Genomic DNA, 25,900 nt, shown 5'->3' with positions numbered 1-25,900 from the left:
AATAGGGCTCAGCGCACCTCACATTTGACGTCAGTCGATTCGCTACCGCTATTCGCCTTAGGCGTAGACGCGGTGAATGAGGGCGGCGAAGTTAACAGCATGCCGGGATTTTTCGGTACCACCACTGGCGCAGCAGTGAAGCCTGGCGTGAATCCGAACTGGCCGGGCGCGAAATTCTGCGTTCCGCCGCCGTTGGTTATGTTGATCACGCCATCTAAAACCTGCACGTATAAACCCGGAGCGAGAACTGGCGACTTTGCCGGCAACTCAGACGAGAACACCGCGAGCGAAGCGCGCCCTTGCTCCGCCCATGACTCGGCCGATGCCAGGACATTGGCCAGGCGATACGCATAGCGCGCCGACACCGCAGCGGCGAAGGCTCGGTAAGATGAGTCGGTGTGCCCAGCCGATGATGCCAACCCCACGGCCAGGCTTTTCAGCCGGGTCGAAGCATGCGTCGCGACAACTGCCGCCGGCTGGTAATACACCAGCACGCTGGCCGATTGCAGGCCGATACGGCCACCGGGCGTGATCAACGTCGAGCGATCCTGACTGCGCTTGCCCAGCAACCCGCCATCCGAGCGCAACCCGCCCTGTTTCAGGGTGAACACCACTGCATCGGTCGCAGGCGAAGCCACATCGTAGGCAAACGTGTCGACGCTCAACGTCGTGCGCGGCTGCAACGTCAATAGGCTCTCATCGCGCAGGCGTACTTGCGCATAGCCCTTGCCCTGGGTCGATAACGTATCGCCGACTTCCACCACCGACTGTTCGCCCAGCACGCGCATGCTGCCGTCGAGTTTCTTGACGAACAGCGGCCCGCTCAGATGAATTACGGTACCGGCCGCCGGGGCGGCCTGAACCCACGGCGCCGCACTCACCAGCGCCAGCAACAGCAGCAAGTTAATTGCAGAAGGCTTTTTTAAAAGAGTCATTTTTGCTGGCCTGGGAATCATTATTTGGGGTTGTGGTCGACTTGTCGTCGGGCGCCTTGGGCAAATTACTGGCGATCATCCCGGGCGAATCATTGGAACCCGGAAAGCTGGATGTGCCGTGATTCATGATGACGGTCAGTGTTGAGTTCAACGCAACAGAGACCGGTTCCGTCAGCACTGACGCGGGTACTGGCACTGGCTCTGGAACTGGCAGCCGATCAACGTCGGTGATCGTCAAGCGCCCGCCTGCGGTGGGCACGCCCTCGGTGAACACCCGCCCGCTGCCACTGGCCGTGCCCGCGCCGTTATGGTTGGCCGCCAGGGTGATATCCCCGTTGAAATGGATCAGCGAGTTGACGTTGATGTTGTTGCCCGCCTGGGCGGTGAGGCTGACACCGTCGTTGGTGTTGTTAACGCCCGTGTAGAACGTGATGTCGTGGGTGGCTTGCAGCAAAACGTTGGACGTTGCATTGGACAGCAGATCGGCATCGATTTCACTGTCGGCGCCCGGGGCGTTGGCGAAAGCCGACACGTCGCCCAGCGAGGCCGAAGGGCCGGAGAGGAACGAGGTGACGAGGATATTCGCCGGGTCCAACTGCCAGAAGCCGGCCGTCCCGTGGGCCGCGCGCGTATCGACTCGCGCGCCTGCCACATCCAGGAAATGCCCGGACGTCTCGACAAAACCGCCCTTGCCCGAGGCCGCCCCACCGCGTGCCGACAGCGTGCCATAGACTCGCGTCGTGTCATTGCCCCAGACGATGATCTTGCCGCCATCGCCACTGGCCAGCGCATCGGCGGAAATCCGGGCATCCTTGCTCACATAACTTTGCTTGGCATTCAGCACCGCCGAGTTCTTGCCCTGGTAGTCACCGCCCACCAACACCCGGCCACCGCCGCGCTGGCCACTGGCGTCGATGCGCGCATTGCCCATCACACCGACCTGCTCGCCCAACACCTGGATATCACCGCCGTAATCAACGCCCGTGGCGGTGGTGGTGCTGCCGGCTTCGAGCAAGGTGCTGCCGCTGGCCTTGAGCACTACCTTGCCGCCGGCTCCGACTACGGCGCTGTTGGCATTCAGCGTGCCGCGCTGGTTGACCAGGGCGCCATAGATGCCAATGTTGCCGCCCTGGGCGATCACCGTGCCCAGGTTCAGCGCCTGGTCTTTCTGCGCCGACACCACCACATGCATGCCAGGGTTGCTGGAGTCGACCAATTGCACCGAGTGCCCCGCCGCCAACACCGTTTCGCCTTGAGGTGTGGTGATGATGCCGCTGTTGTTCACATCCGGCGCAATCAAATACACCTGGCCACCCGACGGCGTCGTGATCGCGCCCTGGTTGCTCACCTGGCCGACCGCCCCGTCGGCGGCAAAGCGCCGGTTACCGGCGAGAAAGTCGGCGTTGGAAATCGCCAGGCTCGACGCGACCAGGCCACCGACATTGATCTGGGAACCGCCACCGAACACGATGCCGTTCGGGTTGATCAGGTACACCCGCCCGTTGGACTGTAACGTGCCGAGGATCACGCTGGGGTCTTGGCCGGTGATGCGGTTGAGCACGCTGCTACTGCTGCTCTGCTGCTGAAAACGCACCAGCTCGCCCTGGGCGATGGAAAAACTCGACCAGTTGATGATTGCATTAGGGCTGTTGGTGACGGTCAGGGCGTTGCCGTCCTGGGTGAAGGTCACGTGGCCGTTGACAACCACCGGGTTGACCGGTGCCGCCAGGGCACTCGTTGCCGCAGCCAGGGACAGCGCCATTAAGGTAAGTTTGATGTTCATGGCACCCTCAAAAGGCCAGGCTGAGACGGACATGCAGGCGATCATCGCCACGCTGGGTTTCGCTGGCCTGGGCATGCAACACATGGCCGTAGTCCATTTGCAGGTTGAGGTTGCGCCGGTAGATGAGGCGCAGGCCCAGGCCGGTACTGCTCAGGTTGACGTGCTCGAACTCGCCCGGCAGTGCGTCGTTGCGTGTCAGGTAGCCGACGTCGTAGAACGCCAGGGCGCGGCACTGCCAGCTCCCTCCCCCCAGGCACAGCGGCGGCGTGTAGGCTTCCAGGTTGCCGACCACACCCGAGTCGTTACTCACTTCGCGCTCACGGAAGCCCCGCACCGACGACGCCCCGCCCGCCCCAAACTGCTCGCCCGGCACCAGGGCATCCTTGGTGTACTGACCGTTCAACGCGGCGCGTAACTGCCAGGCAGCCGGCAGGATTTGGGTGATGCTCGTCGCGAACCGCAACGCGGTGTAGTCATCCCTGGCATGGGCGCGCGCCAGGTCGAAATCGCGCTGCTGGCCCTTGGGCCCACCGGGAATGTTGTGCAGCAGCGACAGCCCGACGTTCGCGTCGCCATCCACGCGCACCCAAGTGCCCTGGTAGCCGAGGCTGACGGGATGGACGGTGATGTCGTTACCCAGTTGTACATCGAACAGTTCCAGGCTGCTTTTATAGGCCCGATAGTCGACACCGTAGATCAACTTGGACTGGTAATTGCCCACCGTCGCCAGGTTTTGGTTGTAGCGCGAGCCGAAGACCGTACCCCGTCCGCTGACCGCCAGGTCAAAGATGCCCGCCGTCACAGTCCCGCTGTCGACGTCCGAATAGCTGGTGAAAAAGTCCAGGGAATCGCCCAGCGCATACAGCGGCAGGTGGTAGCCAAGGCCGTAGACGCTGACGCGCTCGGGCTTCTCCAGCGTGGTGGTGTATTGCAGGCTCATCACCTGATCGCGGCCGAACAGATTGGCGTTTTGCAGCACCGCGCCCACGTAGGTGCGCCCGGTTTCCTTCGCGCCGCCGTTATCCAGGTTGAGCGCGGCGCTCCACGGCGACTCGTCGTTCACCTGAACATCGGCGTCGACGCTGTTGCCGGCAGGGCTGCTCTTGAGTTTCATCACGGTCTGCTTGGCCGGGTTTTCGTTGGCCAGCTTCAGGCTCTTGGACACCGCCGTCAGGTCGGGCGAGCCACCTTCCTGCAAGCCCGGCAAGGACTGGCGCACATTCGCCTCGCTGAAATGCTGATTGCCGGTCACCGTCACCGTGCCCACACGCACCTGCACCACCTCCAGCACCACCACCCCGCCGTTCAACTCCTGCTCAGGCAGATTGACGCGCACCAGTTGATAGCCGTGCCGATGGAAGACGTCTTCGAGCGCCTCCTGGGCCTTGGCCACATCGCTGAAATCGCGCTGGGTGCCGACGAACGGCGCCACACTCTGCTCCAGCTCAAGGGCTGGCAACAGCGTATTACCGCGGACTTCAAAGCGGGTGATGTCAAAGCGTGGAGACAGCGGTTCGCTATCAGCGGCCACCGCGAAAGAAGTGCAGAGCGCCAATGACGCAGGCACCAGCAACTGCATGAAACGATCGATCATGGATTGTGGCCCTTGGGCGGCGTGAGGTTTAAACGGCTTACGCTGCGTGAAGAGCCAGCAGGGGCGAGTCCCCCGTGGCGCGGATTGTAGCCACTATATTGCCATTTCGAAATATATTTCCCTCGCATCCATAAGGGTTTGCGCGCATCACCCCGCCACGGGCGGCCGCAACCGAGCGCTCTGTATCCGATGCCTTCGCGCCGAAAGAGCGCGTGGTGGCGACACCGGGCCGTTCCAGACGTCGGTAATTCCGGCGATTGCACCGACCGACACCGCACTAGTTGGCGCAGCGTGATGAGATGTTGCAAAAAATGCTGAACTCGCTGCGTTGACCGCCCCTCGGCGGTGCGGGCGACATAACCTGCATCAATCGCCGCCCGTGCCTGACGGAACCGTATTTGAAGGCTGCCCACATAGGGAAACGGCTAATAGCCGTTTTCACTTCAACAGCCTTTGAGTATTGACCATGATAGGAATTCCACCGCACTCGCCGTTGAACAGCCCGCTCAACGCTGCACCGCCCGAAGAGTTGCGTATGCGCCCCCAAGCAGGCGCGCCTGACAGGGAAACCATACGCATGGGCGTAAGAGAAGAGGATGCATACCGCACGCTGGATACCTTTTTTGACGTGGCAGAAGCTAACGGCATCAAGGATCTGAACCCACACCACGGCAAGCCCTACTTCGATAACAACTTGAACCCGCCGGGCAACGTGGTGCCGCTGTCCGTCCACTTCCGCCCGGACCGTCCGGATGACACCTACAGCCCGGGACACTTGAAGGCGGTCAACAACTTCGGCACGCAACTCGACGCACGGCTGCAGCAACTGAACATCCAAAACGTCGGACCCAGCGAGTAATCCCATCGCTGATCAGGGGTAACGCCTGCGTGACTCAGCACAGCCAGGCCGATGCGTTGTCGGCCCTGGCTTGAGCGCGGCGATCAGGCGGAGTCCGCCTGCGTCTCGCTTTATGGCGGCTGTGCGTGGGAGACCTTCGGGTCTGCCGGGGGTGATTCTTCCTGGTCTGCGAACCCGCGCACAGTTGCCACCCAATCTGTTTCGCAGCAGCAAGGTGGTCATTCTTTTTTCCCAAATAGAATCGAACCTTATGACCCATCAAAATTCGCCCCGCCGCTTCACCCCCATGTCCCAAACCGCAATCGACTACCCGGCCCCGCTCAGCGAGTAGCACGCCTGCGCCAGCGAGCGCCTCAATGCCGCGCTCGCCTACCTGCACCTGATGGCCTGTTCCAATGTGTCCAACTATGCCGAGCACGACATCAATACCGCCGCCAATACCGCCCGGATCATGGTCCAGGATGTGGCGGATGTGTTTACGGTGATGGAACGACGCGGGTTTGATTCGCCTGCGGTGAGTTGATGTGATTTGAGTTATGAGGAAACCCGCTGTGGCGGGTTTTCTGGTTTTTGGTGAACTGAAAGTTGGGGGGAAATTGGATTTGACGGTGTTTGTGCCGCCGCCATCGCAGCCTCGCGGGGGCTCGACAGCTCCCACAGTTGACCGAGTCCGGCCACCAGAATCAGGTCGGCCACCAGACCACCTCACTTGGCTGCGTAATAGCACCGATTTGACCAGCAACCAACGTAGTGAAGACGGGCCGAGTGCAGTCTGAATCAGGCGTTCTAAAGCAGCATGACATGAGTGGCGTGCACGTCATCTGAACGCCTGAAGCCGCAATGCAGATAAAACGCGTTTCCCTCAGAGGTATCGGTAGAAAGACGCAATATCTCGAACCGAAGAGCCGCATGTTCAACAAGTGCTTTCACCAGCGTCTGTCCGACGTGTTTCCCCCTTGACGAAGCTGCGACGTACACGCGTCGCAGTCTAGCCGTATTGTTCTCAGCATATGGATCAACCGACAGGCCTCCGATGCCTATCAGTTGCTGGTTCAAATATGCCGCCATCAGACATTCGCCGGGCGCATCGAAGCGATTTGCCCTGGAGTGCCATTCGGCAATCAGGCGAGTGAGAAACCTGAAACCCTCCCCAATCGCTTCTTTTTCCAAGGTAAGAATCTGTGGTGGCAGATGTGCGATCTGTTGAATCTCGACATATTTCATTCATCGCCCCTGATTTGGAGTGAGCCATTTTCACCGAAAGAGAATATTCGTGCGGACAGGTTGAGCGATGCAAGAGGCACCAATCCACTCAACGCAGTCAGTCAACCTTAGGGCCGGGGTGGGATGGTGTGTACCAGGGGGCTGCGGTATCGACATGAACGTGTTTCTGCTTTTGAGGCACGTAGCGCGTGTCGAGTGTGCCCAGTGCTATCAAAACCCAGTTCGCAAACTCACCTTGTGATCGTGAGCAGAAAAGGATCGAACCACACTCCGCGCAGAACTTGCGTAAAACAGTCTCGGAAGACGCATAGGTTTTGATGCTGATGGAGCCGCCAAGTATTCGAAGCGCGCGACGGGGAACGCTCCCGTAAGAGGCGAATGCTGCCCCGGAAAACGTTTCATCAGGTCGTTCTGGATCTTTTTAGGACCTGGAATCGTTTCGCCAACCGAACGAAGCTCAATAATTGCCTGCCTCACAACCAGCGGCACCACATAGGTTTGGTGGTGCCTTCGGCGACTACGTTCGTCGAGCCCACTGGGTCCCTCCAGTTCATAGCGCTCGACCCATTTGTCGCCAGTCTTTCGGCTGATCGGGTAGTCCTGGCACAGCCGGCTAAAGCTGTGCTTTTCAGATAGATACTCAACGATGAACATCACGTTGAGGTCCATAGGTTTGAGCTCTCTCCAGGGCATGGTCAGATCCTCGCGAAATCGACCCTGTCAGTTAAAAACTGTTATCTATGTGTGTGAACTGATTGGTAACCCATGTGGATGAGTCATACCGGCAAGAGCGTTTTTCTTACTTTTGCGCTTTTCAAAAGTGAGCCGCCGCAAGAGCGGAACCATCAGTGGCCGTTACCGAAGAAACGGATATGTACGGGCGTTTAGCGCCTAACATCCAGTTCAATAAAAACGCATAAAAAGAGGGCCATGACCATCGTTAATACCTGATGGTCACGCACCCCCCGATTTATACTTTTCGATTAACGTACACCTCTGATTTTTTTCAAGCGCCTAACACCCCCTCATGCCGCAACATATATTGTTCATTCTCCATCGTCAGACCAACTACGTCTTCCGGGCTGATTAAACGCGTGCTCTTGATAAGAAAGTCGGTTTTACCATCGCCGGTCAGGTCCACCGCCAACAGATAGCGCGCGGTGGTGGGGTTGAATGTGATCATGGTGTCACCTGCCTTGCCGGTGAATTTATCGACATAGTTCAGCGTGATGCCTTCACCCTGTCCGACGGCGGACAGATCAATCTTGTCCATGCCAGTGGCGAAGTCCAGCAGCAGGTCTGGCCTGTTACGCGCAGAGTCGGAAGCAGCGTTGTATTTGAAGGTGTTCCAGCCACCACCGCCCAGCAGGTGATCAGCCCCGGCGCCACCCACCAGGACATTATCAGCCTTGTTTCCGATAATCCGGTCATTGCCACTTCCGCCGATGGCATTTTCAACGACCGTTTTCTTCGTGATAAAAATAGTGTCCTTCATTCCACCTACGCTGGAGTGTGTACCGCCGCGCAGGCTGATGGTCTGATCCTGGCTGAAGCCGGAAAAGTCGACAGTGTCATTGCCGGTCTTGTCATGCACGACGAATTCGGGTCTGTCGTTGGCAGACACCAGCGTCATGTGCGGCTTGCCAGTGTTGGAGTTGAAGCCGTAGATGGTGTCTTCAGTTTTTTCCGGCTTCGGATCAGGCTTCGAATCGGGCTCCTTTTCATCATGTGCCACCAAGTCACTTGGCTTGATCTCACCCAACGCAGTCACCAACAGGTCAACCTTACCGTCCCCCGCCAGGTCAATGCCAAGGCGACTCAAGCCAGTTTCGCCGTTGAACCTCAGGACAGCGTCGCCGGCGCTCCCCGATAGTGTATTCACAACGTTCAACTTTTTAACGCCAGCATCGCGCATAAGCCTGGACACATCGATCTTGTCCTCGCCCGACGCAAAGTCCATCAACAGGTCAGGGCTATCGGGTGCGGAGTCGCTGATCTTGTCGTACACGTAGATGTCTGCGCCACCTCCCCCCCATAACTTGTCGGCGCCACCGCCCCCGTTAAGTCGATTCCCCGCGTGGTTACCGATCAACAGGTCGTTGCCTGTGCCTCCTATCGCGTTTTCAAGGGTGGACGACGCGTCAATCGACACGCTGCCCTTCATCCCGCCTACGTCAGACAACGACCCGGCATGCAGATCGATGATCTGATTCTGGGTGAATCCCGAAAAATCCAGGGTATCGATTCCGCCATCGTCCTTGACCTTGAACCGAGGTTTGTCTGACGACGAGGTGAGGGTGGACTCAGCCTGACCACTGGTCGAGTTGAACCCATAAATGGTGTCCTGGCTACGCGGCTTGGGTTTGGGCGTGGGGTCATCCGGTTTACCGTCGTATCCCAGCACATCACCCGACTTGATTTCACCCTTGCTGTTGACCAACAGATCTGACTTGCCATTACCCGTCAGATCGATGGCAAGACTTCCCATTCCACTTTTATGGTCGAAGCTCAGCAGTGCATCACCAGGCCGTCCGTTCAGACCACCAAAATTGAGCGCTTTAATTCCCGACTTTTTGAGTAGCCCAGAGACATCGATCTTGTCTACGCCAGAGGTGAAGTCGGCAAGCATATCGGGCGCCTCGGGCGTAGAGTCGCTCGCCTGCGCGTAGATGAACGTATCTGCGCCACTACCGCCCGTCAACGTATCCGCCCCGCCGCCGCCCTTCAGGCGATTGTTCGCCTGATTACCGGTCAAGTTGTCATTGCCGTTGCCACCAATGGCGTTCTCCACGGTCACGCCTTTGGCAATCGAGACATTCCCCTTGAGCCCCCCTACATCAGAGAACGCTTCGGCATTGAGGTTGATGACCTGATGTTGGACGAAGTTGGAAAAGTCCAGAGTGTCTTCTCCACCACCGTCCCACACACAGAAAATCGGCTTGTCGTCAGCACTTTTCAGACTGTAAGCATCACGCTCGCTGTTGGAGTTGAAGCCATACGTTGTATCGGTATTTCGGGTTTTGGTATTTACGCCATAAACACGCTGGATCGCCGCGATATCATCCATCATTGGCGCGGAAGGCAAGAGGTGATTGAAATCATAACCCGGCCGATGAAGTTCGGAAAAATAACTCATCACAGAGCGCGCCCGGGTATCCTCGGTGTAATCGGCGTTGTCATCGTAACTGCCACCACCGTTGTAACCGCCAGGGTGTTCAAGGCCAATGGCATGGCCCAATTCATGCACCGCGACAAATGGAAAATCACTGCCCAGCTTTGGATAACTCTCTGCGTCCTCAGTACCAATATCTGCCGATACATTGGCGAAGTTTTTCAACGGGAATGTCGCCACACCGCCGCGAGCATCGGGTATATCCTTTATAGTTATTAATCCGTCCGCGTTCTGGGCATTTTCCTCAAAGGTCACATTGGCCAGATCCGCCCAGGAGCGCAACGCCTGCAGGGCTCTCTCTTTTTGCCCTGGGGTCAGATTGCCCTCAAAACGATAAGAGATCACGACCTGTCCATCGCTGTTTCTATCGTGAAACTTATAACTACCACGCGTGATATGTTTTGCAGCTTCGTCCGTGCTGAAGTTTGGCTTCTTGGCCCCCCCGTAGAAAATCGAGTGATCAGGCTTATCAGGCAGCGCACTCAGTAAGCCAGGGTCTATACAGCATGGAAAGGAGGGTGAAACAGAAAGCGTCATAAATAAACCTTAGATTAGTTTTTCTGGACAACCACAAACAGAACTACAAACGACCGACCTCCTCAGTCGTTAGTTACCCTATCCTCCCATAGAAATCCAAAGCCTATTTAACACATGGAAATAAAAGTACCATCCTGACAAACAATCAAACTTTCACTCATGCCCAAAAAACGCAGAATATACAACACACCGTTCCAACCCAATGTTTTAACAACAAAAAATAAAGAAACACACTACAATCGAGAGCAAAGGAACCAAATCCTACAGCACTCAGAAACACTCTAACTCATCAACCACTCACGTTCTTACAACCATTATCAGTTGCCGTGTAAGACGTTAACAAACTTGCATTTTCACCGGGACGACCTCCTACTACCAGCAAATACATCGCTGACAAGTTCCACGCTTTTATTATCAATATACGAACCCCAGCGAGGCCGCGATGGCGACGCTATTGACACCCCGCTATGATGTGGCCCTTCGCTTAACACCCCAGGAAACCGCATGCCCGCCCTCTCCTTCCGCAACGCCCTCCCCACCGACGCCGCCCGTTGCTTTGACATTGAAATCAGCGCCTACGAAGGCGACGAAGCCGCAACCTTGGAAAAAATCGCCACGCGCATTGCGTTGTACCCGCAAGGCTTTTTGATCCTGGAGGCAGATGGCGAGGTGGTGGGCTTCATCAACAGCGGCTGCGCGCACAAGGTGGTGATGTCAGACGAGGCGTTCAAGGAGTTGGTCGGCCATTCGGCCGAGGCGCCGAATGCGGTGATCATGTCGGTGGTGGTCGCCCCGGCGCACCAGGGCAAGGGCTATTCCAGCGCGTTGATGCGCGAGTTCGTGCAGCGCATGCGCGCGATGGGTAAGCAGACCCTTCACTTGATGTGCAAAGACCGCCATGTCGAGTTGTACACACGCATGGGCTACCGCTATGTGCAACCGTCTGCGTCGGATCATGGCGGGATGGCGTGGCACGAGATGGTGATGGACCTTTAGGTCGGCGCCGCATGGGGCGCATTTATGTGTCGAAACGTCTAACCGTCAGCGACCGCCCAATCGGCAAATGTATTTCAACCCGCAAAACCCGTATCGGCATGCCCAACATCTGACGCAACGCCTGACGCGGCGCAGGATGACGCGGACACGCCCTACAGCCACCTCGCGCATTCTGTGGATGCGCCCAGCGCCGGTTTTAACCGGTTACATCCGCCCGAATTCACCTTATTGAGCGCCCCTTGATGACTCGGTAGCCTGCCGATGCGATCAACCAGACCGGGGTCTGGCGGATCTTTTCATTCCCCATCAACGAGGTGTACTCATGTCTTCCATCGGCGGTTCCAACCTATACCCCGCGCTTTACCCAGTGTCAGGCGCAAGCGGGTTCACTAACGACAATTCAAGCCACAACTCACGGGGCCCTGCGAAAGGGGATGATGCCCTGATCGCCAAACCGGGCGGCTGCGATAACGGCGTGCAGGACAGCATCGATAACGACTCTCCACGCCATAACCCCTTGGATAGCACCGCCGGGGACGATGCCGAGGTCTTCGATCCGAATACCCAAAGCTGGCAACCCACCCAGGCAGCCGGCAACGGCCAATACGCCCCGCTTGGCGATCCTTACCGCGAGGCCATCGATTTCGAGATCACGCCCGATAACATGGTCGGCTGGCAGCGGGCGTAAGGCAACTGGCGGGCTGGGGCGGATTCATCCTCCCCAGTAGCACCCCGCCAGCACGCCATAGGGCTGGCGCGCGGTACTACCCTCGGCGTCGGATCACAGCGGGATGGCGTGGCACGCAAGGGTGATGGCCTTTTAATAGCCACCCTGGGAACTTATCCTTTTTGCAGCGTCCAACAAGGCACCACGAATCGACACGGAATGCCTTGATGTCCGGGACGCATATCAGCCGCTTGCTAACCTCCTCTTTGATCGCTGCAACGATGATGGCGATGGTGCCGGTTTCATTCGGGGCCACGGCTCAAGACATCGAGCACATCAGAAACTCATCCGCCGACCAGTTACGCCGGGAGGCCGACCAACGCGCCGAGGAGCAGGCGCGCCAGTCCAGGGAGCAGTTACGTCAACTCGAAGAACGTAATCGCCAGCAGGCCAAGGACCTTGAGGCGTTGATGCAGCGCCACGAACAGGAACGTATCGAGGCCGATCGTAAGGCGCGCCTGGAAGCCAGGGAAAAGCAATTGGAGCAGGAGCAGCGGTCGAAAGCTGACGCTGCTGCGCTGGAGGAGCCCCCTGTCGACACCGAACAAAAGGCTCAGTAACAATCAGCGCCGCTCATTTTAAGTCCTGGGAAGGAACTGCCACGTGATCACCGCAAGACCGCTCACCTTTCAACAAGCGTTGAAAAAGAACCTCAAACAGGTGCTGACCTTCTGGGCGCCGCTCAGCGCTATTTTTACCGGGCTGGGCGCCCTGCTGGGGTTTTATACGTTGTCGAGCTAGGCGACTGCGATAGGTCGTCTCGACGTGATGGCCGCCGCACTCGAGGCCAAAGGAACAATCGGCCGACTGCGTGCTCACCCAAAACAGCAACGCGATTCGCGCCCCCAAAAAGTCGCAGCCGGCAACCGCCACGGTAACGACACCTGCAAACACCCCAGGAATTCGCGTAGGAAATCCTGCGGCAGACGCAGCGAAAAAAGCATAAAGTCTGCCCCCAGGGACAGAGTCAAGGCTCAGCACAACAAGGAATCCAGCGCGATGCAGCACCCCCTCATTGAAATCAGCGACCAACCCAACCCCGATGCCGAACGCATCCTCGCCAACGGCCTGGCGGCGTTCAACGAACAAGCCACCGGCTACCATGACCGACGCCCGCTGACGGTGCTGGTCAAAGACCCGCACACCCAGCAAGTGCTCGGCGGCATCACCGGCCGGAGCGCATTCGGCATGGCCTTCCTCGACCTCTTCCATTTGCCCGCCACGTTGCGCGGTGCAGGCATCGGCAGCCAATTGCTGCACGCATTCGAAGACGAAGCCCGACGCCGTGGTTGCCGCAATGCCGTGCTCTACACCATCAGCTTCCAGGCGCCGGGGTTCTATGAAAAGAACGGTTGGGTGCGGTTTGGCGAAATACCCTGTGAACCCGAAGGTAGCAGCCGGGTGTTTCTGTCTAAACAGCTGTGAGATTCCCCTTTATGGGAGATGAGCTCGGACTTCCAGGCTGACGGCCCCCGCCGTCTGTGCAATGATCCTCCCTCGATCTCTCGAGGGATGGAGCCACCGCCATGTCGCTGAACACTGCCACTCACCCCGCGCAAGCGCCGCGCTTCTGGCGCGACGAGCGCTTGCCGTTCATCGAAGCGCGGACCATCGCCGATGGGCGTAAGGTCACGTACACCCGCCACTCCCATGAGCACTTTTCCATCGGCGCGATTACCACCGGGTGCAGCGATTACCACCACGGTGCGGACACCTTTCAGATCAGTGCCGGCACGGTGGTGTTGATGAACCCCGGCGATGTGCATGCGTGCAACCCGATCCACGACCAGCCTTGGTCGTATCACATGCTCTACCTCGACACCCCCTGGCTGACGGACCTGCAACACCAATTGGGTTTCAGCACCGACCTGGGTTATCGACCGTTCAATACGCCCTATACCCGCGATCCGGTGCTGTACAACGGCCTGATCGAACTGTACCGGGTGCTGCTGGATGAGCAGGCCGAACTGCTGCAAAAACAGAGCGTGCTGGTGAGTTACTTCAGTGAGGTGCAGCAGCGCCTGAACCCTTCGAACACGCCGGTGCGGGAGGTCAACCACAAGCTGGAACGCGCCGCTGAGTACATCCGCGAACACTGCACTCAGGCCTTGAAACTCGAAGACATTTGCTTGGCGGCCGAGCTGTCGCCTTCGTATTTGATCCGCGCGTTCAAGCTGTATTACGGCCTGACGCCCCATGCGTTTCTGGTGAACCGGCGCATCCAGTTTGCCCGCACTCAATTGCGCAACGGCGAACTGATCGCCGACGTGGCCCTGGCCGCCGGCTTTGCCGACCAGGCGCACTTCCAGCGCACCTTCAAGCAACACTTCGCCGCCACGCCGGGGCAATACCGCGACTTGCTCAAGCCATCAGCAAATAACCCACACTGGCCACCAGCAACGCGGCCATCGAACGGTTGAACACCCGCACGCCCTGCGGGTTGCCGAGGTAACGCCGCAAAAACGTGCCGGCGTAGGCCCAGCAGGCCACCGACAGGTAGCAGATCACCAGGTAGAGCGCCGCAAACAGCCATACTTGCCTGGCGTCGCCATCGGCGACAAACAACCCCATCCCCGCCACGCAGGCCAGCCAGGCTTTGGGGTTAAGCCATTGCATGATCGCCCCGTACAACATCGACGGCGCCGTTGCGGTGCCTTCGGCGTCCAGCCGGCCATCGTCCACCGCGAGCTTCCAGGCCATGTACAACAGGAAGGCGACCCCGCCCCACTGGATCAACTGGGTCAGGATGGGCCAGCGCACCAGCACTTCATGCAGCCCCAGGCCGATCAACACCAGCAACAGCGTGAAGCCGGCGGCGGCGCCGAACACGTGTTTCTGGCTGGCGGCAAACCCGAAGCGTGCGCCGGAACTGAGGGCGACCACATTCACCGGCCCCGGTGTGATGGAAGTGGCCAACGCGAAGGCGGCCATGGAAAGGATCAAGCTCATTACGGTTCCTTGTTGTAGTGATGAACAAGGGCCACGGTAAACACCCCGGCGAGCCGGGTATTGAAGAAAATACCCCTGCTACTCGCCGGTCATGCGTTCCAGGCTGTTGCTCAGGTGCAACCACATGGCGGCGCGGGCGGCGTCGGGGTCCTGGCGGCGGATCGCTTTGAGGATCGCCTCGTGTTCCAGGTTGGCCAACTGGCCCAGCTTCATCAGGTCGATATCGCCGCGCTCCTGGGCATTGATGCGCGTGCGCGGGATCACCGAGTTACCCAAGTGATAAATCACATCGGTGAAGTAGCTGTTGCCAGTGGCCTGGGCAATCAACTGATGGAAGCGCACGTCGGGTTCGACGCTGCTGTCGTTGTTGGCCAGCGAGGCCTGGTAGTCGTCGAGGGCCTGGCGCATGAGCTGCAACTGCGCCTCGCTGCGACGCAACGCGGCCAGGGCAGCGGCCTGGGTTTCCAGGCCAAGGCGCAACTCAAGGATGCCGCGCACGCTGACGGCGGTGTCGTGGTTCAGTTGCAGGCCCTGGCGCTGGTCCCGCTCAAGCACAAAGGTGCCCACCCCATGCCGGGTTTCCACCAGTCCCGCGGCCTGCAACTTCGACAACGCCTCACGCACCACCGTGCGACTGACGCCGTACTCGCCAACGATGGCCGACTCGGAGGGCAACTTCTCGCCCGGCGCCATTTGGCCGAGGAGAATGCGCTGGGTCAACGTAGTGACGATGTCATGGGCAAGGCCCTGGGAGCGCTTGCGGGGGGCGTCGTTGTGCATCGGTCATTCCATGGGTTGGGCCCGGCCAATACTAACATCTCCATCCGCCATCAACTTGTATGACAACAAACAAATTCCACTATGTCTGGCCACGATTTTTGTGGGAGTAGGCTTGCCTTGGATTGCGTCGACGCGGTTGATATCAAGCACAACGACGTCTAATTCTTAGGAAACAAAGCGCCTACAGCGCGCTCAAACCGCCGAAATTTACATTGCCACATAGAAAAAAGCAGTTGTATGATGTCTATCAAGTTGTCAGACATCTCCGGCAGCCCTGAACCCATCCCCGCACAACAATAATCCGTGGGAGTTCTACCCCGTGACCTCTTCCAGCCCTGCGACAGCTGCGCCCGCCCTCGACCCCGTCCTGGCCCGCGCGATCAAGAAAGTGAAGCAGCACGTGCTGCCATTGTTCGTGATCATGTTCATCGTCAACTACATCGACCGCGTCAACATCGGCTTTGTGCGCACCCACATGGAACACGACCTGGGCATCGGTGCGGCCGCCTATGGTTTCGGTGCCGGTTTGTTCTTTATCGGCTATGCCTTGTTCGAAGTGCCCTCCAACCTGCTGCTGCAAAAAGTCGGCGCGCGTATCTGGCTGACCCGCATCATGTTCACCTGGGGCATCACCGCGACGCTGATGGCCTTTATCCAGAACGAAACCCACTTCTACATCCTGCGTTTTCTGCTGGGCGTGGCCGAGGCCGGGTTCTTTCCGGGCGTGATCTACTACTTCACCCGCTGGCTGCCTGGGGTGGAACGCGGCAAGGCGATTGCGATCTTCCTCAGCGGCTCGGCCCTGGCCTCGCTGATCTCCGGCCCACTGTCCGGCGTGCTGCTGCAAATCAACGGGCTGGGCCTGCACGGCTGGCAATGGATGTACATCATCGAAGGCATGGCTTCGGTGCTGCTGTGCTTTTTTGTGTGGTTCTGGCTCGACTCCAAACCCCACGATGCCAAATGGCTCAGCCGCGCAGAACAGGACGCGCTGGTGGGCGAGATCGAGCGCGAACAACGCGAGCGTGACGCCGCCACCACGGTCAAGCCGAGCCTGGGCACGCTGCTCAAGGACCGCCAGATCATGCTGTTCTGCGCCCTGTATTTCTGCATCCAACTGACCATCTATGCCGCCACATTCTGGCTGCCGAGCATCATCAAGAAGATGGGCGACCTGAGTGACATCCAGGTGGGCTTCTACAACTCCATCCCCTGGCTGATTTCGATCATCGCCATGTACTCGTTCGCGGCCCTGGCCGGCAAGTACAAGCACCAGCAGGCGTGGGTGGCCACGGCGCTGTTGATTGCCGCCGCGGGGATGTTTTTCTCCACCACCGGTGGGCCGGTCTTTGCCTTTGTCGCCATCTGTTTTGCTGCGATTGGGTTCAAGTCGGCGTCGTCACTGTTCTGGCCGATTCCCCAGGGCTACCTGGATGCGCGCATCGCGGCGGCAGTGATCGCGCTGATCAATTCCATCGGCAACCTCGGTGGGTTTGTCGCGCCCACCACCTTCGGGTTTCTGGAGCAGACCACCGGGTCGATCCAGGGTGGTTTGTATGGGCTGGCCGGCACCTCGATCCTCGCGGCGATCCTGGTGTTCTTCGCCAAGACCCGGCCCGGCGCCCAAAGCCCGAGCGTGCTGCACCCCGCCCCCGTCTTGAGCAAATAAGGAAGCGTTTTCATGAACACAGAACACCAGCACCACGCCAGTCACGCCCCAATCGTCACCCACCTGCAAGTGATCCCGGTGGCCGGCCACGACAGCATGCTGCTCAACCTCAGCGGCGCCCACGGGCCGTTTTTCACGCGCAACATCGTGATCCTCAAAGACAGCGCCGGGCACATCGGCGTGGGCGAAGTACCGGGCGGCGAACGCATCCGCGAAACCCTGGAAGACGCGCGCAGCCTGGTGATCGGCAAACCGATCGGCGAGTACCAGAGCATCCTCAATGCCATGCGCCGCACCTTCGCCGCCCGCGACAGCGCCGGGCGCGGCCTGCAGACGTTTGACCTGCGCATCACCATCCACGCCGTCACCGCCATGGAAGCGGCGCTGCTCGACCTGCTCGGCCAATTCCTCGAAGTGCCAGTGGCCGCCCTGCTCGGCGAAGGCCAGCAGCGCGACGCGGTAAAGATGCTCGGCTACCTGTTCTATATCGGCGACCGCCAGCAGACCGACCTGGCCTACCGCAGCGAAGCCGATGGAGACGATTGGTTTCGCCTGCGCCATGAACCGGCCCTGACCCCGGACGCTATCGTGCGCCTGGCCGAAGCCGCCCAGGCCAAGTACGGTTTCAACGACTTCAAGCTCAAGGGCGGCGTGTTGCGCGGCGCCGAAGAAATCGAAGCGGTCACCGCCCTGGCCGAGCGCTTCCCCGACGCACGCATCACCCTGGACCCAAACGGCGCCTGGTCACTCAAGGAGGCCATCGCCCTGTGCCGCGACCAACATCACGTATTGGCCTACGCCGAAGACCCGTGCGGCGCGGAAAACGGCTATTCGGGCCGCGAAGTCATGGCTGAATTCCGCCGCGCCACCGGCCTGCCTACCGCCACCAACATGATCGCCACCGACTGGCGCGAAATGGGCCACGCGATCCAGCTGCAATCGGTGGACATCCCCCTCGCCGACCCGCACTTCTGGACGATGCAAGGCTCGGTGCGCGTCGCGCAGATGTGCCACGAATGGGGCCTGACCTGGGGCTCGCACTCCAACAACCACTTCGATATTTCCCTGGCGATGTTTACCCAGGTGGCGGCCGCCGCACCGGGCGCTATCACCGCGATCGACACCCACTGGATCTGGCAGGACGGCCAGCGCCTGACCAAGGCGCCGTTGCCGATTGTCGACGGTCACATCCAGGTGCCGGCCAAACCGGGCCTGGGCGTGGAGATCGACATGGACGCCGTGGCCCAGGCCCACGAACGCTACAAGGGCATGGGCCTGGGCGCGCGCAATGACAGCGTGGCCATGCAGTTCCTGATTCCCGGCTGGAGCTTCGATAACAAGCGCCCGTGCCTGGTGCGCTGAACGCGTATTTGACGGACAACGCTGCGGGTGCCTGGGGGACGATATCGTCAACGCCCAGCACCCGACCATCCTCGGGCATCAGGCCGGCGCCACCGAGCAGGCGGCGAGGGAGGCGTTTGCCTGATCGTTTTACAACCCGCGCTTGCGCAACCACTGCAGGAAGCCCTTCTTCACCGGTACCACCGGCGCTTCCTGGGTCAGGGTCTGCGCCGTATGTACGCGAAAATCCAGCAGTGCTTTCATCGCTTCGCCGATGTCATGCCGCGCATCCAGGCACGGCTTGAGGTATTCCTTCTCGACGCGGTAGAGCGTGCAGTAGGTCTTGGCGCAGAAGTCAGCCAGCGTGGCCTCGTCGGACAAGATCCCGGCCTCGCCGATCACTTCCCCCGGGCCCATGCGCCCGGCTTCGAACGTGTGCCCGCTCTTGTTCAGCATCACCGAGACCACGCCGGTTTCGACGATAAACAAATGATCGCTGACTTCCCCCGCCGGCAGGATCATCTCGCCAGCACGGTAGCTGTGCAGGGTCATATTCTGGCTGAAGGTGTCCTTCTCTTCCTGGCGCAAGGTGGAGAAAATCGACGAGCGCTCCAGCAACGCCCGCGCACCTGACAGCGCCAGCGGCGTGCTGCTTTCGGTGGCCGACAGCAAACCGACGCCTGCCGCCTGCAGGTGCCGGAAAGCCAGGTCGTACAGCTGATTGCGCACTTCGCGCTTGAGTAGCATCGCCGGTACAAAACCGCTGATTTCATACTCGACGCCGCCACTGGACGAGGTTTTGAACGCCACGTTCGGCGCCGGTTTAGCCAGCAGCGGCCGGCAACCTTGCATCGCCCGCTCCAACGCCTCGATCACGGTTTGCGGACGCGCGTGGGGGCTGACTTGCAGGCAGACCGACAGGCCGAACATGTCCGCCGGGCGCGAGAAATTGATGATCTTGGCCTTGGCCGCCAGCGAATTGGGGATCACCGCCATGCTGCCCTGGGAGGTTTGCAAGCGTGTGGCGCGCCAGTCGATATCGGTGACGCGGCCTTCAGTGCCGTCGATGGAAATCCAGTCACCGAGCTGGTACGGCTTGGTGGTGTTGAGCACAATCCCGGAAAACACATCGCTGAGGGTGCTTTGCAACGCCAGACCGACGATGATCGCCACCGCACCGGAGGTGGCAAGCACGCCCTTGACCGGCAGGTCGAGCACGTAGGCCATGGCGGCGATGATCGCAATCAGGAAAATCACCGCGCCCAGCAGGTCCTGCAACAGGCGACCGGTATGGCCGACGCGCTGCATCATCACCGCGCCGAGCAACACCGTCAGGGTCCGCGCCGCGAACAGCCACCAACCGATCTGCAACGCGGTGGCGGCCAGGTGCAACGCGGTATTGTCGGCATACGGCGCGACGAGCATCGGGTTCATGCCGTCGTTGAACAACACGGCGCTGAACACCGCAAAAATCACCAGCCGCGCCGCCAGCTTCCAGTTAGCCAGGTCAGCGGAAATCAGGCGCCATACACCGATGTCGATAAAAATCAGCGCCAGGGCGCACAACATGGGGTGATCAGCGATAAATGAGGGCATCCAGACGACTCCAGGGTGAATGCCGAGAAGATCGCATGAAATGGGGATGTGGGGGTATAGCGCGGAGCGAAATGCGGGGGCTTGCCCGCTCCCACATTAGGCTTGGCGTCAACCTTTCAGCGCTGCATCTGCCCGAAATGACCGGAGTGAAAATCAGCAAACGCCTGATGGATTTCCTGCTCAGTATTCATCACGAACGGACCATGCCCGACGATCGGCTCGTCGATCGGCTCACCGCTGAGCAGCAGCACCCTGGCGTCGTCGCTGGGCTCCAGGGACAGTTGCGTGCCGTCGCGCTCAAACAGTGCCAATTGCCCCTGGCGCGCGATTTCTTCGCCATTGACCAGCACCGTACCGCGCAAGATCACCAGCGCGGTATTGCGTCCGGCGTGCAGGTCCAGGGTCAGCGCCTTGCCGGCGTTGAGGCGCAGGTCCCACACGTCGATGGGCGTGAAGGTGCGTGCCGGGCCTTTTGTGCCCGCGAACTCACCGGCAATCAGGCGCAGCTGGCCGGCCTCATTGGCCAGCGGCAGCAACGGAATATCGCCGTCGACAATCGTCTGGTAGCCGGCGTCGGCCATTTTGTCCTTGGCCGGCAGGTTGACCCACAGTTGCACCATCTCCAGCACTCCGCCGCGACGGGCGAAGGCTTCGGAGTGGAACTCTTCGTGGAGGATGCCCTTGGCGGCGGTCATCCATTGCACGTCGCCGGGGCCGATTGTGCCGCCGGCCCCGGTGGAGTCGCGGTGTTCGACTTCGCCGTCGTAGACGATGGTCACGGTTTCAAAGCCACGATGCGGGTGCTGGCCGACGCCGCGACGTTGTGCAGTCGGGGTGAAATCGGCCGGGCCGGCGTGATCCAACAACAAAAATGGGCTGATGTGCTTGCCCAGGGAGTCGTAGGAAAACAGCGTGCGCACCGGAAAACCGTCGCCGACCCAATGGGCGCTGGGGCTGGTGTAGATGCCGATGAGTTTCTTCATGGTGTACCTCCAAAGTGCCTACACCCTAAGCCCCTCGATCCCGGGGTACTAGCCGGTAAACGCGACCTTGTTCGTTCTATGCATAGGACAATCAGCAGGTCCTCACAGAACGTTCCCTGGGAACCTCAAGTCAGCGCTTCGCCAACTCCATGATCATACGGCTCAACAAATAAATGCGCGGCGCCACACTCCCCACCTCCGCATATTCCTCGGGCGTGTGGATATTCCCACCGACAATCCCAAACCCATCCAGGGTCGGCGTTCCTACCCCGGCCGACAAACTCGCATCCGCCGCGCCGCCACTGCCTTCAATGGTCAGCGTGCGCCCCAGCTCGCCATAAATGCCTTGGGCAATCGCCACCAATTTGTCCGATTCCGGCGTCTGTGGCATCGGCGGCAGACCGCGCAGCAGGCTGGTCGTCACTTGCGTCTCGGGGATCAACTTGTTGGCCGATACCCGCGCCAGGTCTTTCTCGATGCGGTCGAACTCTTCCGGCAACGCCGCACGCACATCGGCCTTGGCCGTCGCCTGGTCAGGAATCACGTTGACGCGATCACCGGCCTGAAGCACGGTGAAGTTGATGGTGGTTTTCTTTTCTGCATCGCCCAGTTGGCCCAGTTGCAGGATCTGGTGGGCAGCTTCCATCGCGGCGTTGCGCCCCAGTTCCGGGGCGACGCCGGCGTGAGCGGCTTTGCCTTTGACTTCGACCACCGCAGTGGCGCTGCCTTTGCGCCAGACCACCAGGCCATCCGCCGGGCGACCGGGCTCGAGATTCAAGGTCACGTCGTGGGCCTTGGCGGTTTTGCGGATCAGCGCTGAGGCGGCGTCGGAACCGGTTTCTTCGCTGGCGTCGAGCAGGAAGGTGATCTGCGCGTAGTCCGTGAAGCCCTGGTTTTTCAGGACTTTCAGCGCATAGAGACCGGCGACGATACCGCCCTTGTCATCCATCACACCGGGGCCGTAGGCGCGACCGTCCTTGATGTGGAACGGACGTGCGGCGGCCGAGCCTTCTTTGAATACGGTGTCCATGTGGGCCATCAACAGGATGTTGGCCTTGCCGGTGCCTTTGAGGGTGGCGATCACATGGCTGCTGTTGGCCGCAGCATCCGGCACGCGTTCGATGCTGAAGCCCAGCTGTTTGAGCTCATCGACGGCGATGTCGCTGACCTGGGTCAGGCCCGGCCCGTAGCCGGAACCCGAGTCGATGTTGACCAGGCGCTCGAGCAATTTCAGCGCGTCGGCCTGGTACTGTTCGGCAGCCGCCTGGATCTGTGTGTGGGGTTCGGCGCTGTAGGCCGGGAGCGCGAAGGACACGGCCAGGGTCGCGGCCAAAAGAGTACGGGGGAAGGTGAAGAGCATGAATCGATCCTTGTTTTTATTGGAAGGGAACGCCACACCCTACCCCACTAGACCGACCTCAACCAAGGGCCCTGCACCGCGCTGACCCGGTTGCGCCCGCTGCTCTTGGCTTCGTATAACGCCTGGTCGGCATCGTTGAGCCAACTGGTGGCATCGGCATGCCCGGGCTGATAAGGCGCCAGGCCGATGCTCAAGCTGGCACGCAGGGTCGGGTCCTCGGCATAGGCCAGCGCATTGAAGCGATCACGCAGGGCATCCATGACTTCCGTGGCCCGATTGAGCGGCACGCCCGGCAGGATCACGCAGAACTCATCACCGCCGTAGCGCCCGGCCAGGTCAGTGGCGCGCAGGTTCTGGCGCAGTACTTTACTGAGCTGGCGCAGGACGATATCGCCAGTGACATGGCCGTAGGTGTCGTTGATCACTTTGAAGTGATCGATGTCGATCAGGGCAATGACCGCGCCCAGTGGCTCGCGGTGACAGCGTTGGAACTCGATGTCCAGATGGTCCTTCCACGCGCCATGGTTGAGCAGGCCGGACAAGCTGTCGGTGCGACTCAGGGCCAGTAGCTCGCGCTTGTGCCCGGCCAGGCTCACGGCCTGGCGATAGCAAATCCAGCCCAGGGCCAGCGGATACAGCATCAGGATCGGCAAACAGGCGTACAGCTGCGCCTGGGTGGTCATGCTGATGAACGCCGGGGTGAAGATCAGCAGCGACACGCCGACGCCCAACGCCTGCGCCACCCAGCCCGCCAGCATGAAACGGGTACCCCCGATGGCCACATTATTCATGGTCATCATCGACAGGGTGGTGACGCTGGGCAGTGGGTTGAAGTGCATGGCGCCGACCCAGAAGCCGCCGCAAAACGAATCGAACAGCAGGTTGCGCCGCTCACAACGCAATGTGTTGGCGTTACGGCGCGACCATTGATAAGCCAGATGCGGCCAGACAAAGCCGTTGATCACCATCAAACCCCACACCCACGACGGTGGGTTGAGCGGATACATGCCGAACGCCACGCAGGCAAAGCCAAGCATCAGCCCCAACGTGCGGGATTTGTACAAGCGGGTAGCGAGCGGAACTCCATTTCCTCCGGAGGCTGGCATGGTGGAGTGCGATCCTGAGTGAGTGCCTGGAGTCTATCAGGGCAACGTCATATCGCCACTACCGCTCATACACTCTCCGTCGTCAGTCGGAAAAGCCCCGTGCCAGCATCCCCGCGACGCCCAGTAGCAGCAGCGCCGTAATTCGTTGTAGCCATACCCGCCGCCGAGGGTTTTCCAGTACAGGTTTGATGCGCTGGCCGAAATAGCCATACAGGCAGCCGCTGGCAAATTGCAGCACCAGGAAGGTCAGCCCGAGGATGGCGATGTCCGTCATCGAGTTGTGCTCCCCGGCCCCAGCGAATTGTGGGAACACGGCGCTGAACATAACGATCGCCTTGGGGTTGGAAAACCCGGTCAGCAAGCCCTTGCCGAACAGGCTGCGCCCGCCTTCCACGGCAACGACCGCGCCGCTGGACACGCCGCTGCCGGTCCACTGTTTGTAGGCCAGGTAGAGGATGTAGGCGACGCCGACCATCTGGATACTCTGGGTGATCGCGAGGTTGCCTTTGATCAATTCCGAGAAGCCCACGGCAAAGATCAGGATGGAGATCAGGTACGCCACACTGGCGCCGATCTGCGCCGGGATCGAGCTGCGCAGGCCGTCCTTCAAGCCCAGGCTCAGCAGCAGCAAGGTCATGGGGCCGGGGCTGAACGTCACGGTGGCGCAAAACAACAGAAAGTAGAGGAACGAAGAGAGGGTCAGCGCGGTTGTCATGGCCTTGGACCTTGGGAAGACAGCCAGAAAGTGGCCAGATGGTCGGCAGTCTAGGGCAGCGGCATTGCACAAGGCAGGTAAAGTCGTGCCTAATCCAGCCCTACTTCACCGGTAAAATCACCAGCAAAGACAAGGATGCCGCATGTTTGTATCCGCCATCGCCTTTCGGGCAGGCTCACCCAAGGTGCAGCAAATCGTCGAGGCGTTCAGCCAGGCGATCGAGAACGGCGAATGGGCGCCCGGCAGCAAGTTGCCGTCGGTGCGTGAACTGGCCCAGACCCTGGGCGTCAGCAAGTTCACCCTCAACGAAGCCCTGGACCGCCTGCGCGGACGCAACCTGCTGACGTCGAGTCAGGGTCGCGGCTACTTTGTGGCGACGGACACCGCCCGCCCCGCGTCGTCGAGCTGGGTCGACCTGTTGCCCCAGGACCTGCTCAGTGTCCTGCGCCGGCCCTTGGTCAGCGTCAATGGCGAATGGCGCCCCGGTGGCGGGCATTTACCGGAGCAATGGCTGGACAGCGAAACGCTGCGCCAAGCCATGCGCAGCGTGGTGCGCGCGCCGTCGCTGCGCCTTGCCGGGATGGGCACGCCAGCCGGGTTATTGCCCTTGCGCCAGGCGTTGCAACACAAGCTGCATGCCGAAGGGCTGTCGGTGCCCGTAGAGCAAATCATCACCACCCCCAACACCCTGCAAGGCCTGGACATGCTCATGCGCCTGCTTGCCCGCCCGGGCGACACGGTGCTGCTCGACGCGCCCTGCTACTTCAACTTCCACGCCAACCTGGCCCTGCACGGGGTCAAGGTGGTGACGATCGAGCGTCGCCCCGATGGCTTCGATTTCGCCGCCCTCGAGCAGTTACTGGCCGAACATCGCCCCAGCCTGTACCTCACCACCAGCGTGTTGCATAACCCGACCGGGCATTCTTTCAGCCCCAACCAGGCGTTTCGCCTGCTGCAACTGACCCGGCAGTACCACTGCCATATCATCGAGGATGACCTCTACGGCGACCTGCACCCCAACCCGCCACCGCGCCTGGCCGCCGTCGCAGGGCTGGACCAGGTCACCTACCTGTCGGGCTTCTCGAAAATCCTCAGCGCCAACACCCGCGTCAGCTACGTGGTGGCCGCGCCGCAACTGGCGGCCAACCTGACCCATATGAAGTTGATGAGCGGCGGCGTGACCTCGGAGCTGTTCGAGCAGATCGTCTATCGCCTGCTCAGCGAAGGCAGTTACGCCCGGCACCGCAAACGCATGGTGCAGCACTTGCTGGAGGCCGGCGGGCGTGTCGAACAATGGCTCAAGCGCTGCGGCTGCCAATTGCCGATGGCGTATGAAGGCGGCATGTTCATCTGGGCCCGCCTGCCGCCGGGGGTGAACGGTGAGCAGTTGGCCCAGAAGGCTTTGAAGCAAAGCATGGTGCTAGCGCCGGGGGCGTTGTTCGGCTACGACCCGGCACTGCGTGACTCGATGCGTTTCAACGTGGCCCACAGTGATGGGCCAGGGGTACAGCAAGCCTTCGAAACGCTGCTGCTCAAGGCCGTGCGCGACCGTTGAGCATGCCGTGATCAACATT

General features: G+C 60.2%; 22 protein-coding genes and 3 pseudogenes. 11 read left to right on the top strand and 14 right to left on the bottom strand.

The window, feature by feature from the left end; genetic code table 11:
- Positions 1–8: 8 nt before the first annotated feature.
- Genes ACS5Q8_RS11625 through ACS5Q8_RS11615 form a run of 3 tightly spaced genes read right to left on the bottom strand, consistent with a single transcriptional unit; the run spans position 9 to position 4,312 of the window.
- Positions 9–935, bottom strand: coding sequence for a FecR domain-containing protein (locus tag ACS5Q8_RS11625; RefSeq protein ID WP_465160213.1), 927 nt, complete (start codon positions 933–935; stop codon positions 9–11).
- Positions 904–2,718 (bottom strand): two-partner secretion domain-containing protein, encoded by a 1,815-nt coding sequence (locus ACS5Q8_RS11620; protein WP_465160212.1) that lies wholly within the window; start codon positions 2,716–2,718, stop codon positions 904–906. The genes ACS5Q8_RS11625 and ACS5Q8_RS11620 overlap by 32 nt, the downstream gene beginning before the upstream one ends.
- 7 nt (positions 2,719–2,725) lie before the next feature.
- Positions 2,726–4,312 (bottom strand): ShlB/FhaC/HecB family hemolysin secretion/activation protein, encoded by a 1,587-nt coding sequence (locus ACS5Q8_RS11615; RefSeq protein ID WP_276193461.1) that lies wholly within the window; start codon positions 4,310–4,312, stop codon positions 2,726–2,728.
- A 577-nt stretch (positions 4,313–4,889) separates the two neighbouring features.
- Between ACS5Q8_RS11615 and ACS5Q8_RS11610 the strand changes: the two genes are divergently transcribed.
- Together ACS5Q8_RS11610 and ACS5Q8_RS11605 are read left to right on the top strand one after the other, a co-directional pair.
- Positions 4,890–5,171 carry a hypothetical protein gene (locus tag ACS5Q8_RS11610; protein ID WP_426244313.1) on the top strand — a complete coding sequence of 94 codons (282 nt, stop codon included), beginning with the start codon at positions 4,890–4,892 and terminating at the stop codon, positions 5,169–5,171.
- Between the two features lie 250 nt (positions 5,172–5,421).
- Positions 5,422–5,694 (top strand): annotated as a pseudogene (locus ACS5Q8_RS11605) (fructose-bisphosphate aldolase).
- 263 nt (positions 5,695–5,957) lie between these two features.
- Here ACS5Q8_RS11605 and ACS5Q8_RS11600 read toward each other — a convergent pair.
- From ACS5Q8_RS11600 to ACS5Q8_RS11585, 4 genes and pseudogenes are all read right to left on the bottom strand, one after another.
- A complete protein-coding gene (locus ACS5Q8_RS11600; RefSeq protein ID WP_276193466.1) occupies positions 5,958–6,395 on the bottom strand; it encodes a GNAT family N-acetyltransferase in 438 nt (145 codons plus the stop codon).
- A gap of 97 nt (positions 6,396–6,492) precedes the next feature.
- A pseudogene (locus ACS5Q8_RS11595) lies at positions 6,493–6,783 on the bottom strand (GFA family protein); the annotation flags it as partial.
- A pseudogene (locus ACS5Q8_RS11590) lies at positions 6,768–7,088 on the bottom strand (helix-turn-helix domain-containing protein); the annotation flags it as partial. The pseudogenes ACS5Q8_RS11595 and ACS5Q8_RS11590, both read right to left, overlap by 16 nt.
- Positions 7,089–7,401: 313 nt before the next feature.
- On the bottom strand, positions 7,402–10,104 hold the full coding sequence (locus tag ACS5Q8_RS11585) for a M10 family metallopeptidase C-terminal domain-containing protein (protein WP_465160211.1): 2,703 nt from the start codon (positions 10,102–10,104) through the stop codon (positions 7,402–7,404).
- Positions 10,105–10,608: 504 nt separating this feature from the next.
- On the opposite strand from ACS5Q8_RS11585, the gene ACS5Q8_RS11580 reads away from it, so the two are divergent.
- From ACS5Q8_RS11580 to ACS5Q8_RS11555, 6 genes are all read left to right on the top strand, one after another.
- A complete protein-coding gene (locus tag ACS5Q8_RS11580; RefSeq protein ID WP_276193468.1) occupies positions 10,609–11,100 on the top strand; it encodes a GNAT family N-acetyltransferase in 492 nt (163 codons plus the stop codon).
- A 322-nt stretch (positions 11,101–11,422) separates the two neighbouring features.
- Complete coding sequence (locus ACS5Q8_RS11575) at positions 11,423–11,788, top strand: hypothetical protein (protein WP_465160210.1); 366 nt, start codon at positions 11,423–11,425, stop codon at positions 11,786–11,788.
- 206 nt (positions 11,789–11,994) lie between these two features.
- Positions 11,995–12,387: a hypothetical protein gene (locus ACS5Q8_RS11570; RefSeq protein ID WP_443694073.1), complete on the top strand. Its 393-nt coding sequence runs from the start codon at positions 11,995–11,997 to the stop codon at positions 12,385–12,387.
- Between the two features lie 43 nt (positions 12,388–12,430).
- Complete coding sequence (locus ACS5Q8_RS11565; RefSeq protein WP_465160209.1) at positions 12,431–12,568, top strand: hypothetical protein; 138 nt, start codon at positions 12,431–12,433, stop codon at positions 12,566–12,568.
- A gap of 258 nt (positions 12,569–12,826) precedes the next feature.
- Positions 12,827–13,252, top strand: coding sequence for a GNAT family N-acetyltransferase (locus tag ACS5Q8_RS11560; protein ID WP_253395061.1), 426 nt, complete (start codon positions 12,827–12,829; stop codon positions 13,250–13,252).
- Positions 13,253–13,353: 101 nt separating this feature from the next.
- Entirely contained in the window at positions 13,354–14,247 is an 894-nt protein-coding gene (locus ACS5Q8_RS11555) for an AraC family ligand binding domain-containing protein (protein WP_465160208.1), read from the top strand.
- On the opposite strand, the gene ACS5Q8_RS11550 is transcribed toward ACS5Q8_RS11555, so the two are convergent.
- Both ACS5Q8_RS11550 and ACS5Q8_RS11545 read right to left on the bottom strand, forming a co-directional pair.
- Positions 14,189–14,776 (bottom strand): LysE family translocator, encoded by a 588-nt coding sequence (locus tag ACS5Q8_RS11550; protein WP_247396973.1) that lies wholly within the window; start codon positions 14,774–14,776, stop codon positions 14,189–14,191. The two genes, ACS5Q8_RS11555 and ACS5Q8_RS11550, sit on opposite strands and share 59 nt — an antisense overlap.
- 78 nt (positions 14,777–14,854) lie before the next feature.
- Positions 14,855–15,556, bottom strand: a complete 702-nt coding sequence (locus ACS5Q8_RS11545; protein ID WP_247396974.1) for a FadR/GntR family transcriptional regulator — start codon at positions 15,554–15,556, stop codon at positions 14,855–14,857.
- A gap of 319 nt (positions 15,557–15,875) precedes the next feature.
- Here ACS5Q8_RS11545 and ACS5Q8_RS11540 point away from each other — a divergent pair, with 319 nt between their 5' ends.
- Both ACS5Q8_RS11540 and gudD read left to right on the top strand, forming a co-directional pair.
- Positions 15,876–17,225, top strand: a complete 1,350-nt coding sequence (locus ACS5Q8_RS11540) for an MFS transporter (RefSeq protein WP_276193472.1) — start codon at positions 15,876–15,878, stop codon at positions 17,223–17,225.
- A 12-nt stretch (positions 17,226–17,237) separates the two neighbouring features.
- Positions 17,238–18,587, top strand: coding sequence for a glucarate dehydratase (gene gudD / locus ACS5Q8_RS11535; RefSeq protein ID WP_276193473.1), 1,350 nt, complete (start codon positions 17,238–17,240; stop codon positions 18,585–18,587).
- A gap of 129 nt (positions 18,588–18,716) precedes the next feature.
- On the opposite strand, the gene ACS5Q8_RS11530 is transcribed toward gudD, so the two are convergent.
- From ACS5Q8_RS11530 to ACS5Q8_RS11510, 5 genes are all read right to left on the bottom strand, one after another.
- Positions 18,717–20,162 carry a mechanosensitive ion channel domain-containing protein gene (locus ACS5Q8_RS11530; RefSeq protein WP_443694071.1) on the bottom strand — a complete coding sequence of 482 codons (1,446 nt, stop codon included), beginning with the start codon at positions 20,160–20,162 and terminating at the stop codon, positions 18,717–18,719.
- Between the two features lie 116 nt (positions 20,163–20,278).
- On the bottom strand, positions 20,279–21,145 hold the full coding sequence (locus ACS5Q8_RS11525; protein WP_276193476.1) for a pirin family protein: 867 nt from the start codon (positions 21,143–21,145) through the stop codon (positions 20,279–20,281).
- Between the two features lie 130 nt (positions 21,146–21,275).
- Positions 21,276–22,505, bottom strand: coding sequence for a M20/M25/M40 family metallo-hydrolase (locus ACS5Q8_RS11520; RefSeq protein ID WP_276193478.1), 1,230 nt, complete (start codon positions 22,503–22,505; stop codon positions 21,276–21,278).
- 47 nt (positions 22,506–22,552) lie between these two features.
- Positions 22,553–23,611: a diguanylate cyclase gene (locus ACS5Q8_RS11515; protein ID WP_443697731.1), complete on the bottom strand. Its 1,059-nt coding sequence runs from the start codon at positions 23,609–23,611 to the stop codon at positions 22,553–22,555.
- 82 nt (positions 23,612–23,693) lie between these two features.
- Positions 23,694–24,326, bottom strand: a complete 633-nt coding sequence (locus ACS5Q8_RS11510) for a LysE family translocator (RefSeq protein WP_426102431.1) — start codon at positions 24,324–24,326, stop codon at positions 23,694–23,696.
- Between the two features lie 142 nt (positions 24,327–24,468).
- Between ACS5Q8_RS11510 and ACS5Q8_RS11505 the strand changes: the two genes are divergently transcribed.
- Positions 24,469–25,881 (top strand): aminotransferase-like domain-containing protein, encoded by a 1,413-nt coding sequence (locus ACS5Q8_RS11505; RefSeq protein WP_465160207.1) that lies wholly within the window; start codon positions 24,469–24,471, stop codon positions 25,879–25,881.
- The last annotated feature ends 19 nt before the right edge of the window (positions 25,882–25,900 follow it).

The organism is Pseudomonas sp. PAMC25584 (assembly GCF_058135675.1).
This window is presented reverse-complemented; position numbering and strand designations above follow the sequence as displayed.